Source organism: Sulfitobacter sp. HNIBRBA3233 (assembly GCF_040149665.1).
Classification (GTDB): domain Bacteria; phylum Pseudomonadota; class Alphaproteobacteria; order Rhodobacterales; family Rhodobacteraceae; genus Sulfitobacter; species Sulfitobacter marinivivus.
In genome coordinates this window covers 196814-209666 of the sequence record NZ_JBEFLP010000001.1, presented here as the reverse complement: position 1 = coordinate 209666, position 12853 = coordinate 196814, and the positions used below count along the sequence as shown (strand labels likewise).

The window sequence follows — 12853 nt, the reverse complement described above, 5'->3', positions numbered from 1 at the left end:
AAGTACCGGCACGGATCACCTATTTTGCGGCATCGAGCGCCTGATGGAAGTCTGCGATCAGGTCTGCGGTGTCTTCAAGGCCGATACTGACACGGACCAGACCGGGCGAAATACCCAGTTCGGCACGCTGTTCTTCGGAAAGACGCTGGTGCGTTGTCGTTGCAGGGTGGGTCAGGATCGATTTCGCATCACCCAGATTGTTCGAGATCAACCCCACCTTCAGCGCGTTGAGGAACCGGAAGGCGGCGTCCTTGCCACCGGCAAGTTCCAGCGCCAGCATCGTGCCGCCCGCGCCAATCTGCCGCATCACGACCTCGTGGTGGGGGTGGCTCTCAAGACCGGGGTAGATCACCTTGGACAGCGCCGGATGCCCTTCGAGGGTTTGCGCGATCTGTGCCGCACTGGCCGTCTGCGCGCGCACCCGCAGGCCCATCGTCTCGATCCCCTTGAGCATGATCCACGCGGTGAACGGCGACATCGAACCGCCGGTGTGTTTCATGTAGGGCTCGACCGTCTTGCGGATGAACTCGCGCGTGCCGAGGATGACACCGCCCAGCGCACGGCCCTGCCCGTCGATATGTTTGGTCGCCGAATAGATCACGACGTCCGCCCCCTGCGCGATCGCCTTGGAATAAACGGGGGTCGAAAAGACGTTGTCGACCACGACCGTCGCACCGTTGCGGTGCGCGAGGGCGCTGACCGCCTCGATATCGACCAGTTGCAGGGTCGGGTTGGACATGGATTCAAAAAAGACCGCCCGCGTATCGGGCCGGATCGCCGCTTCCCATTCGTCGAGGTTCGCGCCGTCGACGAATGTCACTTCGACACCGTAGCGTGTCAGGATCTCTTCGAGCACGTAGAGACACGATCCGAAAAGCGCGCGCGCCGAGACCACGTGATCGCCGGTTTTCAGCATGGAGGTCAGCGCACCGGAGACCGCAGCCATGCCCGACGCGGTGGCAAAGGCGTCCTCGGCCCCTTCCAGCGCCGCGATGCGTTCTTCGAACATAGCCACGGTGGGGTTGCCGTATCTGGCGTAGATGAATTCGTCGTCGCCCGACGAGATGAACCGCGCCTCGGCATGCTCGGCGGTTTCGTAGACAAACCCCTGTGTCAGAAAAATCGCCTCGGAGACTTCTCCGTACTGGCTGCGGCGTGTGCCCGAATGCACGGCCTTGGTGGCGGGTTTCCAGTCATTACTCATTGTCACATTCCTTCCGTGTGCCGCGATCGGTCCGGCACAAAAAAACCCCAGACGCGGTCAAGCGAAAGGGGGCTTTCATCCTGACCTTTTAGCGGAATATTTAAAGTGGCCCGCAATCCGGTAACAAATCGCCACAAGGGATCGGTTAAGCCATCCGCCGCGAACGGTCAAGTGGCGTGCGGGTACGTAACGGTATCTTCACCGTTGTTGCGGATGCTGGCGGCCCAGCTTCATTCAAACGCTTACCTCTGAAAGGGCCGGCAATGCCGATCTTGAGGATCAACGCAGGCCCTGCGGGTCTGTGCCTGCACGGCACGGGCGACGATCCGTGGGCCGCATTGCACCGCGCGGGGGCCCGCGCCGCGCGTATCGTGGTGATGGTACATGGCTACAAATACTCTCCCTTCGTGGCGCGCCATTGCCCTCAGGCCAAGCTTTTCGCCCGCGACCGCTGGCCCGCCGCCTTCGGCGCGGCAGAGGCGGACACGCTGGTTGTTGCCTTCGGCTGGCACGCCCGCGGCACGCTCGTCGCCGCCTACGACCGGGCCACCACGAAGGCGGCAGTGCTGTCCAAGGTCATTGCCACGCTGCGGCGCGCCGGCCCGCCGGTGGATATCGTGGCGCATTCGCTGGGCACCACCCTTGCGCTGTCGGCCCTGCCCTATCTGGGCGCGGGCGATGTCGGGCGGCTGGTCCTGCTGAGCGCCGCGGCCCACCGGTGCGTGGCCGCCCATGCGCTCGCCACCCCTGCGGGGCGGGTCGCACGGACGGTTCACGTCACCAGCCGTGAAAACGCGGTTTTCGATCTGCTCTTCGAGCGGCTGGTGCCCGGTGCGGGGGCGCTGTCGCGCGACCGGGCCATCGCGACGGTTCTGATCGACAGCGACCGCACCCGTGCGGATCTGGCGCGCGCGGGGTTCGACATCGCGCCGCGCGACCGGCTGGTCAGCCACTGGTCGAGCTACGCCCGCCCCGGTGTCATGGCCCTGAATGCAGCCCTTCTGGACGGACGGCTACCCCTTGACGCGTTGCCCGCACCGGCCCCGGCGCGCGCGGCGCTGCGGCGCGTGGGCCTTGCCATTGCCCGCCAAAGTGGCATCATGCGAGGCGCATCCCGGCAAGAGGCCCATCCCCATGAGCACGTCACTTGATCTCTACTACTGGCCCACGCCGAACGGCTGGAAAATCTCTGTCTGTCTCGAAGAGATGGCGCTGCCCTACCAGACGCATCTGATCGATATCGGCGCGGGCGACCAGTTCCAGCCACAGTTTCTGGAAATCTCTCCGAACAACCGGATGCCCGCCATCGTCGATCCGGACGGGCCCGACGGCGCGCCGCTCTCGATCTTCGAAAGCGGGGCGATCCTGCAGTACCTCGCGCGCAAGACCGGCCAGTTCTGCGGCGCCACCGAGCGGGAGCGCATCGCCGTGGACCAATGGCTGATGTGGCAGATGGGCGGGCTTGGTCCGATGGCCGGTCAGGCGCATCACTTTCTGAAATACGCGCCGCTGATGGATCCCCCGCAGGACCTGCCCTACGCCAAGGACCGCTACAGGACCGAGGTTGCGCGGCTTTACGGTGTCCTGAACCGGCAACTCGAACACAACGAATTCGTGGCGGGCGATTTCGTATCCATCGCGGATTTCGCGATCTGGGGCTGGGCATCGCTCTGGGAAGGCCAGCAGCAGACGCTCGACGACAAGCCGCATATGGCGCGCTGGCTCGACACGATGGGCGCGCGCCCGGGCGTTCAGGCGGGCCGCGCGCTCTACGCCGAGAAGCGCGGCGATTTCAAGAAAGACGCGCAGGACAAGCTGTTCAAACGCTGAGATCGGGTCTCAGCGGGCGGCACGGTCCTCGTCGCCGTCCTCGATCAGGTGCGGCTGTAGCTGCGAGAACTGCCAGAACAGGAACACCATCAGCGCAACCGGAAAGCCGAAGGTCTCGATCTTGACCCATGTTTCGGTCGACATGGTGCGCCAGATCACCTCGTTGGCGACGGCCAGCACGGCGAAGGCTGCAGTCAGGCGGCGGGTCAGGATCATCCAGCCCTCGTGGCGCATGGGCATCATGTCGCCCATCACAAATTCCAGCCACGACCGCCCGCGCAACAGCCCGATCCCCAGCAGCACCGCCAGCAGCCCGTAGACAATCGTCGTTTTCATCTTGAAGAACCGCTCGTCGTTGAACCACGCGGTCAGACCGCCGAAGAAAATCACCATGAAGGCCGTGAATATCTGCATCCGGCTCAACTTGCCGGTCAGCGCCCACAGGATCCCCATCGCCAGCAGCAGGATCGGCACGAACACGACGGCGGCCACGATGAACCCGCTGTAGTCGGTGCCGCCGAAGGCAAAGGTGTCGTCCTTGATCCGCAGGTAAAGCACGAAAAAGGCGATTGTCGGCCCCAATTCGAGCACCTGTTTCAGGATCGGATTGATTTCGCGCGGGTCTGCCAAGGGTCAGCCTCCAAATTCGACGATAACGGCCCCGATCGCGATCAGCGTCATCAGCGCGATCCGGCGGGGGCCTACGGTTTCCTTCAGCACCAGCCAGCCGATCAGCGCGGCAAAGACGGTGGATGTCTCTCTCAGTACAGCCGCCTCGCCCACCTTGTCGAGGCGCGTGGCCAGCATGACCGCGCCAAAGCTGAGGAAGGCGACGATACCGCCCAGCACACCGCGCCGCAGCAGCGGTGCAGGCGCGGGGCGATGCTCCATCGCACGCCAGCGCCGCAGCGCAAGGAACGGGAACACCAGCCCGTCGATCATGAAAAACCACGCCAGAAAGGTGAAGGGGTCCGCCGTGGCGCGGATACCGTAGGCATCGTAAGTGGTATAGAGCGCCACGAAAATCCCGGTCAGCACCGCAAGCGCGAGTGCGGCGTTCAGCGTGTCACGCTCGGACACCAGAAAGATCATGTTATAGACCGCGAGGCCGAAGATACCGGCCATCAGGACCCCGACGCCCAGCCACTGAACGCCGTTGAATACCTCGCCGAAGATCAGGTAGGCGCCGATCACCGTGAACAGCGGCCCGGTTCCGCGCACCACCGGGTAGACGACCGTATACGCCCCGCGTGAATAGGCCATGGCCTGCAACAGCTTGTAGGCCAGATGGATCACGAAGGCGCCCGCGAAAATCGCCCACATATGCGGCTCGGGCCACGGCACGACAAAAAGCGCGAAGGGCGCGGCCATCACGCAGTAGCATCCGTCGATGGCACCGCGTGTCAGCCATGGATCGTGCCGGCCCTTCTGCAACGCGCCGAAAACCGCGTGCAGGAACGCCGCCATCAGCGCAAGGATCAGCGCCGCGGTATGGCCCGCCTCGGTGCCTTCGATGGAAATGATCCACTCTGTCATCGCTCAGACCGGAAAGACGAAGTTGTTGGTCATGCCGTCCACCGTCTCGACCTTGTCGATCTGGTCGAGCAGGAACCAAACGCGGCTGCGCCCGGTATCGTGTTTGCCCCTGAACGGGCGACGCGCGACACCAACTCCCGAGATCATGTCGTGGCTTTCCAGATAGTCCACCACCGGCGACGGATCCCCGTTCACCTCGACAAAGAGTTTGAACTGGCTTCCCAGACGTTTGTGCACCCGCAAAGGCACCTTGATCGGACGCTCTCCGAGTGTTTCACGGTCGATCCTGATCTGCTTGACCTTGTTGCGCAGGCGCCCGTGGTATTTCTCGCGGTCGCTGGCGAGATCGCGCAGGTAGAGATCGTTGCCGTAGCGGATGAAGAGCAGATGCAGACCTGCGATCTCGTCGGGGATCTCGGCCTTGGCCTTGAGATCGATCTCGATCTCGCGGGTGCGCAGCGACAGAACGAAAAACGCCGCCTGCGCGAGCCGTGAAACCACCGTCCAGACAACGCCCGCGAGGGCGACCAGCAGCGTGACATCGAAATAGAGCTCCCAGGAGCCGATCCTCGCGATCGCCTCTTCGGTTATCATCGGGCGATCCCTGTCAGCGCGTCCGCGAAATCCTGCGGATCGAAGGGTTGCAGATCGTCGATCTGTTCACCGACACCGATGGCGTGGATGGGCAGGCCGAACTGGTCCGCGAGCGCCACCAGCACACCGCCCTTCGCGGTCCCGTCGAGCTTTGTCATCACCAGACCGGACACATCCGAAATCTCCTGAAACACCTTCACCTGATTGATGGCGTTCTGGCCGGTGGTCGCGTCGAGCACCAGAAGCGTGTTGTGCGGCGCGTCGGGGTCTTTCTTGCGGATGACGCGCACGATTTTGGCCAGTTCTTCCATCAGGTCCGACCGGTTCTGCAACCGGCCCGCCGTATCGATCATCAACAGGTCCGCCCCGTCGGCCTCGGCCTTGGTCATCGCGTCGAACGCAAGGCTTGCGGGATCCGACCCTTCCGGGGCGGTCAGCACCGGCACACCGGCGCGCTCGCCCCAGACCTGCAACTGCTCCACGGCGGCAGCGCGGAAGGTATCGCCGGCGGCGATGACCACGGACTTGCCCGCCGCGCGAAACTGGCTGGCGAGTTTGCCGATGGTCGTCGTCTTGCCCGATCCGTTCACGCCAACCACCAGCACGACCTGCGGCTTCTTGGTATAAAGCGGGAGCGGCTTGGCCACCGGCTCCATGATGCGGGCGATCTCCTCGCTCATCAGCGTCTTGATCTCCTGCACGGAAAGCTTCCGGCCCAGCCTGCCTTCGGCCATGTTGGCCGTGACGCGCAGGGCGGTATCGACCCCCATATCGGCGGAGATCAGCAACTCTTCGAGCTGTTCCAGCATCGCATCGTCAAGCGTGCGGCGCACCACGGGCGCCTCTTTGCCGCGACCGACCAGCCGGCCCAGAATGCCGCGTTTCGGCGCGGGCTCCTGTACGGTTTCCTCGACCAGCAGCGGATCGGGACCGGCGGCAGGCGGGACCGGCGGGGGTGTCGGCTTCGGCGCGGCCTGCTCGGCGCGGGCCGCTTGCCGATCCCGTTCCGCCTGCGCTTCGGCGGCGTCGCGCTCGGCCTGCGCTGCGGCGGCATCCTTTTCCGCCTGTGCTGCGGCTTCTGCCGCCTGCGCGCGTGCGGCTTCGGTTTGGGCCGCTCTTGCACGTTCCTCTTCCGCGCGGCGCGCGGCGGCCTCTGCGGCTTCCTGCGCGGCCTCGCGTTCGGCGGCCTCCTGCTGCTCAATGCTGACGCTGTCGGGCGTTGCAGCTTCGGGAAGGTCGGCAGCCGCCTGCGCGGGATCATCCATACGCTGGTCCACCGCGCCTGCGTCGGCCTCGCCGCCATCGGCGACGATTGCCTCAAGCCCCTCGTCAATCTTCGACGAGGATTTGAACATCCGGTCCTTGAGCTTCTTGAAAAACGCCACGCGCGGGCCCCACCATCGTTACTGCGGTCGCATCTGATCTAACCCCTTGGCGGGCCGGATGGAAGGGAGCGCGCGAAGATTGACTTTGCCCCGCCCGCGCGCCACCAATTGCCCATGCGCAAGCTGATCCTATGTCTGGCGATCCTGTGGAGCGGTGCAGCACTGGCCGAACCGCCCGACAAGGCGTGCAGCACCGGCAAATGGGGTCATGTGCACTGCATCCGGTCCGCGCATTTCGTCTATGACACCTGCAACGCGATCGAGGTTTTCGCCAAGCGTCACGGGCTTGATCCTGCGTTCTTCGCGCGGCTGATCTGGCAGGAAAGCCGTTTTGACCCCAACGCGCTGAGCCACGCAGACGCGCGCGGCATAGCGCAGTTCATCCCTTCGACTGCGCTGCTGCGGGGGCTGAAAGACCCCTACAATCCGGCGGACGCGCTGGACCATTCCGCCCACTACCTTGCCGAGATGGCGCGCCGCTACGGCAACGAAGGGCTGGCCGCGATCGGCTATAACGGTGGCGAGCGGCGCGCCGAAGGATTCGTGCAGGGCAAGGGGCTGGCGCCGGAAACCGTGGCCTATGTCCCGATCATCACGGGCCTGACCGCGGAGCAATGGCGCGATACGCCGCCCGCGGATCCGGATTTCACGCTGGATCCGTCGAAATCCTTCTACGAGGGCTGTCGCGATATGGCGCAAAACCGGCGGCTGACGCCGGTGAAACAGGCCACTCCCCCGCCCCCGCCGCTGAAACCATGGGGTGTGCAGCTGGGTTTCGGCACCTCCAGGGACGCCGCCAAGGCCAAGATCGGGCGCGCCACAGCCTCCTGCCGCGCACCGCTGCAAACGGAAAAGCTCGACCTGATTTACGTCAAGAACCGCGTGTCGGGCAAGAAGGGCTACTTCTTCGGGCGTGTCGGGCGCAACACCCGCGACGGCGCGACCGAGCTTTGCACCGCGCTGAGGCGGCGCGGGTGCACCTGCCTTGTGGTGCAGAACAACTAGGCTCAGATCTCGTCGGGGAAATGTTTCATCGTCAGCCGGATCGGGTTCGGCGCGGCCTGTCCCAACCCGCAGATCGACGCATCGACCATGGCCTGGCTCAGATCCTCCAGCAGCTCCTGATCCCAGCGGTCCGCCTGCATCAGCTTGACCGCCTTTTCGCAGCCGACGCGGCAGGGCGTACATTGGCCGCAGCTTTCATCCTCGAAAAAGCGCAGCATGTTCAGGGCTGCCGCGCGGGCGCTGTCGTGGTCGGACAGGACCACCACGGCGGCGGAGCCGATGAAGCTGCCGTGTGGCTGGAGCGTGTCGAAATCCATCGCGATATCGCCCATCGACGCGGGCAAAAGCCCCGAGGACGGCCCGCCCGGCTGGTATGCCTTGAACCGGTGCCCCTCCGCCATGCCGCCGGCGGCGTCGATGATGTCGGTGATCGTCGATCCCGCGGGCAGAAGATAGACACCGGGCTGCGCCACGCGCCCCGATACCGAATAGCTGCGCAGCCCCGTGCGGCCGTTTTTCTCGACCGAGGACAGGATCTCGGCGCCCTCGCGGCAGACACGCGCGACCCAGTAGAGTGTCTCGACATTGTGGACCAGTGTAGGTTTGCCGAAGATGCCGACCTGCGCGACATAGGGCGGGCGGTGGCGCGGTATGCCCCGCTTGCCCTCGATGCTTTCGATCATCGCGGATTCCTCGCCGCAGATATAGGCCCCTGCTCCGCGGCGCAGGTCGATATAGCCGGTCTCGACCACGCCCGCGTCCTCCAGCGCCGCGATTTCACGGGCGAGGATTTCCAGTACGGCGGGGTATTCGTCGCGCATGTAGAGATAGACGCGCTCGGCCTCGACGGCCCATGCGGCGATGAGCATCCCTTCGAGAAACAGATGCGGCGTGCGTTCGAGGTAATAGCGGTCCTTGAAGGTGCCCGGCTCGCCCTCGTCGCCGTTGACGGCCATCAGGCGGGGTCCGGGATTTCCGCGCACGAAACCCCATTTCTTGCCGGACGGAAAGCCCGCCCCGCCCAGACCGCGCAGGCCGCTGTCGGCAACCCGCTGCTGGACCTCTTCCCAGTCGCCGTTCGCGCGCAGGTCCTTGAGCGTGTCGTAGCCGCCCTGCGCCGCGTAGGCCTCATAGGTCTCGTAGTCGGGGATCTCGGCGTGGAAGTCACCGGATGCGATGGCGGCCTCGACCTTTTCGGGGGTGGCGTTGTCGATGTGGCGGTGGCCGAGTTCAAGAACCGGCGCCCTATCGCAGCGGCCCATGCAGGGCGCGCGCAGCACACGGACCTCATGCGGATCGAGCCCGTCCTCGAGCGCGGCTTTCAGCGCCTGCGCGCCGGCGAGTTCGCAGCTGAGCGAATCGCACACGCGGATCGTGAGCGCGGGCGGCGGTGTTTCGCCCTCCTTGACCACGTCGAAATGGGCGTAGAAGGTCGCGACCTCGTAGACTTCGGCCATCGACAGGCGCATTTCCTCGGCCAGCGCGCGCAGATGCGCCGCCGACAGATGGCCGTATTCGTCCTGAATGAGATGCAGATGTTCGATCAGCAGGTCACGGTCGCGCGGCTCTGCCCCCAGAAGGTGGCGCACGTCCGTCCATGCGGTATCGTCAAGCTGGCGGCCCTTGGTATGACGGCGCCCGCGCCCCTTGCCCGATTTCCAGACGCCCTTTTCGGGGCTCGCTTTTTCCGCATCCAAGGCCATTGTGGAGCACTCCTCGCCAAAACTGTCTTTGATGTAGCAAAGCCCGCCGCCGGCTTTGAGCCGAAAAACGACTATTCTGCCCGAGTTTGCGCGGTCGCGGATCGCCGCCGGTGCGGATCGGAAACATCCCGCCGCATCTGGCAACAGGCGTTGCGATCTGGCAGTCTCGGCCCATGAAAATCCTGTCGCGTCTTGCCCCGATCTGCACCCTTGTCGCCCTTGCCCTGCCTGCCGCCGCACAGGACAGCATGAGTGCGGAGGAATTCGATGCTTATACCCGCGGCAAGACGCTTTTTTACGGGGACGGCGGCACGCCCTACGGGGCCGAGATCTATCTGCCGGACCGGCGCGTGCGCTGGACCTTTCTGGACGGCGAGTGCAAGGACGGGGAATGGTACGAGGCGGACGGGCTGATCTGTTTCGTCTACGAAGACCGCCCCGACCCGCAATGCTGGAGCTTCGAGCGCGGCGCGGGCGGGCTGGTGGCACGGTTCGAGAACGATCCCGCGCAGACCCCGCTTTACGAGGCGAACGAAAGCACCGAGGAGTTTCTCTGCCTCGGGCCGAAGATCGGGGTGTGAGCGGTGACGGGGGGCGCTGCCCCCCACCTGCGCGGGCGCAGGTTCCCCCCGGAGTTTAAGGGCAAAATGGAGATCCGACGACCGGTGAGCCATGCGACCTGCCGGCAGGCCGTCTGGCTGGCGCCGGTTCTAGAAAAGCGATCCCTGTTCGGGTGGTTTTTTCGCCGGTCGCGCGGGGGTCTTTGACCCGCCGATGGCGAGGCGTCCGTCCGCGAACTGGATTTCGAGGGCCGGTGACTGGCGCGCGTCCTCGACCGAGGTGAGAACCCGCCCGGCCCCGCGTACCACCGCAAAGCCGCGTTCGAGCGTTGCCTCGTACCCCAGTGTCCGGCGCAGGCGTTCGGCCCCGTCGATCCGGCCGCGCCACCGGGCGATCTGGCGCAAGGCGGTGCCCGACAGCTGTTTTGACAGCACAGCGTAGCGGTCGGCCTGCCGGCGCCGTTCGCGTTCGATCGCGTCCGGGCGCAGGCGCAGGTTGGCGACGGCGCGGCGCTTGTCCGCCAGCCCGCGCTGGAGTGCGGGAGACAGCCGCGCCGAGAGACGCTCGAGCGCGCGCCGGTCCGCCGCGATCCGGTCGCGCAGGGTTTTCGGGCGCAGCCCCCCCGCGAGAGTGGCAAGGCGCAGCTTGCGGCGCTGCACGCCTGTCCCGAGCGCCGGATCGAGCCGGTCGCCCGCGCGGTCCAGCCGCTGCCGGGGCGTGTCGAGCAGCGTATCGGGCCGTGGCAGCGCCCGCGACAGATCGCGCAGACGCTGGTCGCGCCGGATCAGCCCCTGGCTGAGCGCCTGCGACATGCGCGCGCCCTGCTGGTCGAGCCATGCCATGAGTTCGTGGCGCACAGGCACGGCCATTTCGGCCGCAGCCGTGGGTGTGGGCGCGCGCCTGTCCGACACATAGTCGATCAGCGTCGTGTCCGTCTCGTGCCCGACAGCCGATATCAGCGGGATCTGCGAGGCGGCCGCCGCACGGGCGACGATTTCCTCGTTGAAGCCCCACAGGTCCTCGACCGAGCCGCCCCCGCGCGCGACGATGATAAGGTCCGGGCGCGGCATCGCGCCGCCCGGCGACAGGGCATTGAACCCCGCGATGGCGCGGGCGACCTCGGGCGCGCATTTGGCCCCCTGAACGGCGACCGGCCAAATCAGCACCTTGCGCGGGAACCGGTCGCGCAGACGGTGCAGGATGTCGCGGATGACCGCGCCCGAGGGCGAGGTGACCACCCCGATCACATCCGGCAGATAGGGAATGGGACGCTTGCGTTCGGGCGCGAACAGCCCCTCGGCCTGCAGCGCCGCCTTGCGCTTTTCCAGAAGCGCCATCAGCGCGCCCATGCCCGCAGGCTTCAGGTCCTCGATGATGATCTGGTATTTCGACTGTCCTGGGAAGGTGGTCAGCCGGCCTGTCGCGATCACCTCCATGCCCTCTTCGGGGCGGGTATCGAGCTGTGCGGCGCGGCCCTTCCAGATGATCCCCGAGATCACCGCCTTGTCGTCCTTGAGATCGAGGTACACATGGCCCGAGCGCGGGGTGCTGACGCGACCGACCTCGGCGCGCACGCGGACATGGCCGAATTCGCCCTCGATCGTGCGCTTGATGGCGCCGGAGAGTTCGGCAACGGTGTATTCGGGGCTGTTGCCCGGTCCGGCCTCGTCGTCGTCGAAAAGCTCCATGCGGGGCGTCCTTGTGCATCGGGTCGCGCCAGCATAAAACGCGCAGCATCGAAGGCCAAGGGAGTGCGCGCCATGAATATCCTGATCCTCGGCGGCGGTGGACGCGAACACAGTCTGGCCTGGGCCGTCATGCAAAATCCCAAATGTGACAAGCTGATCGTGGCGCCGGGCAATGCGGGCATCGCGGCCATCGCCGAATGCGCCTCGATAGACATCGAGAGCGGCGAGGACGTGATCGACATGGTCGAGCGCAACAGCATCGATTTCGTCATTGTCGGCCCCGAAGCCCCGCTGGCCGCCGGGGTGGCGGACCGTTTGCGCGATGCCGGTGTGCTGGTGTTCGGTCCCTCGCGCGCGGCGGCGGCGCTGGAGGCCTCGAAGGCCTTCACCAAGGAGATCTGCGATGCCGCGGGGGCGCCCACAGCCGCCTACGGGCATTTCACCGATGCCGCCGCTGCCAAGGACTACGTGCGCGCGCAGGGTGCGCCGATCGTGGTCAAGGCAGACGGGCTGGCCGCCGGCAAGGGCGTGATCATTGCCGAAACCGTGGCCGAGGCCGAGGCAGCGATCGACGACATGTTCGGCGGCAGTTTCGGTGACGCGGGCGCCGAAGTTGTGATCGAGGAGTTCATGGACGGCGAGGAAGCATCGTTCTTCGTGCTCTGTGACGGGACCGACGTGCTGCCCATCGGGACGGCACAGGACCACAAGCGCGTGGGCGACGGCGACACCGGCCCGAACACCGGCGGCATGGGGGCCTATTCGCCCGCGCCGGTCCTCACCGATGCAGTGGCGCAGCGCGCCCTCGACGAAATCGTCAAACCCTGCGTGGCCGAGATGGCGCGGCGCGGGTCGCCCTATCAGGGCGTGCTCTATGCCGGGCTGATGATCAAGGACGGCGCGCCGCGTCTGGTGGAATACAACGTGCGTTTCGGTGATCCCGAATGCCAGGTCCTCATGATGCGGCTGGGCGCGCAGGCCTTCGACCTGATGCATGCCGCCGCCGAAGGGCGTCTGTCGGGCATGACCGTCAACTGGGCCGAGGACCATGCGCTGACGGTGGTCATGGCGGCCAACGGCTATCCGGGCAGCTATGAAAAGGGATCGGTGATCGGTGGCCTCGATGCGCTGCCCGAGGACAGCCGCAACATGGTGTTTCACGCAGGCACGTCCCAGCGCGATGGCAAGACCGTTGCCAGCGGTGGCCGGGTGCTGAACGTCACCGCGCGCGGCGATACGCTGGCCGAAGCACAGCAGCGCGCCTACGCGATGGTCGATGCCATCGACTGGCCGGACGGGTTTTTCCGGCGCGACATCGGGTGGCGCGCGCTCGACTGACGCAGACGC

12 protein-coding genes and 1 riboswitch are annotated in these 12853 nt (G+C 65.8%); of the genes, 5 read left to right on the top strand and 7 right to left on the bottom strand.

What is annotated here, in order from left to right; genetic code table 11:
• Nucleotides 1–19: 19 nt before the first annotated feature.
• Entirely contained in the window at nt 20–1204 is a 1185-nt protein-coding gene (gene metZ, locus ABMC89_RS01055) for an O-succinylhomoserine sulfhydrylase (protein WP_349564299.1), read from the bottom strand.
• Nucleotides 1205–1272: 68 nt separating this feature from the next.
• A riboswitch (SAM riboswitch) is annotated at nt 1273–1349 on the bottom strand.
• Nucleotides 1350–1467: 118 nt separating this feature from the next.
• On the opposite strand from metZ, the gene ABMC89_RS01050 reads away from it, so the two are divergent.
• Nucleotides 1468–2355, top strand: coding sequence for an alpha/beta hydrolase (locus tag ABMC89_RS01050; protein ID WP_349564297.1), 888 nt, complete (start codon nt 1468–1470; stop codon nt 2353–2355).
• Entirely contained in the window at nt 2339–3034 is a 696-nt protein-coding gene (locus ABMC89_RS01045; RefSeq protein ID WP_349564295.1) for a glutathione S-transferase N-terminal domain-containing protein, read from the top strand. Before ABMC89_RS01050 ends, ABMC89_RS01045 begins: the two co-directional genes overlap by 17 nt.
• Before the next feature lie 9 nt (nt 3035–3043).
• Here ABMC89_RS01045 and ABMC89_RS01040 read toward each other — a convergent pair whose 3' ends face one another.
• From ABMC89_RS01040 to ftsY, 4 genes are read right to left on the bottom strand one after another with little or no spacing between them, the layout of a single operon-like run.
• Entirely contained in the window at nt 3044–3664 is a 621-nt protein-coding gene (locus ABMC89_RS01040; RefSeq protein ID WP_349564293.1) for an inner membrane-spanning protein YciB, read from the bottom strand.
• 3 nt (nt 3665–3667) lie between these two features.
• Entirely contained in the window at nt 3668–4570 is a 903-nt protein-coding gene (locus ABMC89_RS01035; protein WP_349564291.1) for an EamA family transporter, read from the bottom strand.
• Nucleotides 4571–4573: 3 nt separating this feature from the next.
• Nucleotides 4574–5164 (bottom strand): hypothetical protein, encoded by a 591-nt coding sequence (locus tag ABMC89_RS01030; protein ID WP_349564289.1) that lies wholly within the window; start codon nt 5162–5164, stop codon nt 4574–4576.
• On the bottom strand, nt 5161–6549 hold the full coding sequence (gene ftsY / locus ABMC89_RS01025) for a signal recognition particle-docking protein FtsY (RefSeq protein ID WP_349564287.1): 1389 nt from the start codon (nt 6547–6549) through the stop codon (nt 5161–5163). Before ftsY ends, ABMC89_RS01030 begins: the two co-directional genes overlap by 4 nt.
• Before the next feature lie 114 nt (nt 6550–6663).
• Between ftsY and ABMC89_RS01020 the strand changes: the two genes are divergently transcribed.
• Nucleotides 6664–7554 (top strand): lytic transglycosylase domain-containing protein, encoded by an 891-nt coding sequence (locus tag ABMC89_RS01020; RefSeq protein WP_349564285.1) that lies wholly within the window; start codon nt 6664–6666, stop codon nt 7552–7554.
• Between the two features lie 2 nt (nt 7555–7556).
• Here the strand turns inward: ABMC89_RS01020 and ABMC89_RS01015 are convergent, their stop codons facing one another.
• Nucleotides 7557–9257 carry an NAD(P)H-dependent oxidoreductase subunit E gene (locus ABMC89_RS01015; protein ID WP_349564283.1) on the bottom strand — a complete coding sequence of 567 codons (1701 nt, stop codon included), beginning with the start codon at nt 9255–9257 and terminating at the stop codon, nt 7557–7559.
• A gap of 173 nt (nt 9258–9430) precedes the next feature.
• Between ABMC89_RS01015 and ABMC89_RS01010 the strand changes: the two genes are divergently transcribed.
• Nucleotides 9431–9838, top strand: coding sequence for a hypothetical protein (locus tag ABMC89_RS01010; RefSeq protein WP_349564281.1), 408 nt, complete (start codon nt 9431–9433; stop codon nt 9836–9838).
• A 129-nt stretch (nt 9839–9967) separates the two neighbouring features.
• Here the strand turns inward: ABMC89_RS01010 and xseA are convergent, their stop codons facing one another.
• Nucleotides 9968–11506, bottom strand: coding sequence for an exodeoxyribonuclease VII large subunit (gene xseA / locus ABMC89_RS01005; protein WP_349564279.1), 1539 nt, complete (start codon nt 11504–11506; stop codon nt 9968–9970).
• Between the two features lie 72 nt (nt 11507–11578).
• Here xseA and purD point away from each other — a divergent pair, with 72 nt between their 5' ends.
• Nucleotides 11579–12844: a phosphoribosylamine--glycine ligase gene (purD, locus tag ABMC89_RS01000; protein WP_349564277.1), complete on the top strand. Its 1266-nt coding sequence runs from the start codon at nt 11579–11581 to the stop codon at nt 12842–12844.
• Nucleotides 12845–12853: the final 9 nt, after the last annotated feature.

What these genes read in the sequence shown, in the direction of transcription:
- ABMC89_RS01020 (WP_349564285.1), top strand. Translation starts at nt 6,664, where the DNA reads ATGCGCAAGCTGATCCTATGTCTGGCGATCCTGTGGAGCGGTGCAGCA.
- ABMC89_RS01045 (WP_349564295.1), top strand. Translation starts at nt 2,339, where the DNA reads ATGAGCACGTCACTTGATCTCTACTACTGGCCCACGCCGAACGGCTGG.
- ABMC89_RS01010 (WP_349564281.1), top strand. Translation starts at nt 9,431, where the DNA reads ATGAAAATCCTGTCGCGTCTTGCCCCGATCTGCACCCTTGTCGCCCTT.
- ABMC89_RS01035 (WP_349564291.1), bottom strand. Translation starts at nt 4,570, where the DNA reads ATGACAGAGTGGATCATTTCCATCGAAGGCACCGAGGCGGGCCATACC.
- purD (WP_349564277.1), top strand. Translation starts at nt 11,579, where the DNA reads ATGAATATCCTGATCCTCGGCGGCGGTGGACGCGAACACAGTCTGGCC.
- metZ (WP_349564299.1), bottom strand. Translation starts at nt 1,204, where the DNA reads ATGAGTAATGACTGGAAACCCGCCACCAAGGCCGTGCATTCGGGCACA.
- xseA (WP_349564279.1), bottom strand. Translation starts at nt 11,506, where the DNA reads ATGGAGCTTTTCGACGACGACGAGGCCGGACCGGGCAACAGCCCCGAA.
- ABMC89_RS01050 (WP_349564297.1), top strand. Translation starts at nt 1,468, where the DNA reads ATGCCGATCTTGAGGATCAACGCAGGCCCTGCGGGTCTGTGCCTGCAC.
- ABMC89_RS01015 (WP_349564283.1), bottom strand. Translation starts at nt 9,257, where the DNA reads ATGGCCTTGGATGCGGAAAAAGCGAGCCCCGAAAAGGGCGTCTGGAAA.
- ABMC89_RS01030 (WP_349564289.1), bottom strand. Translation starts at nt 5,164, where the DNA reads ATGATAACCGAAGAGGCGATCGCGAGGATCGGCTCCTGGGAGCTCTAT.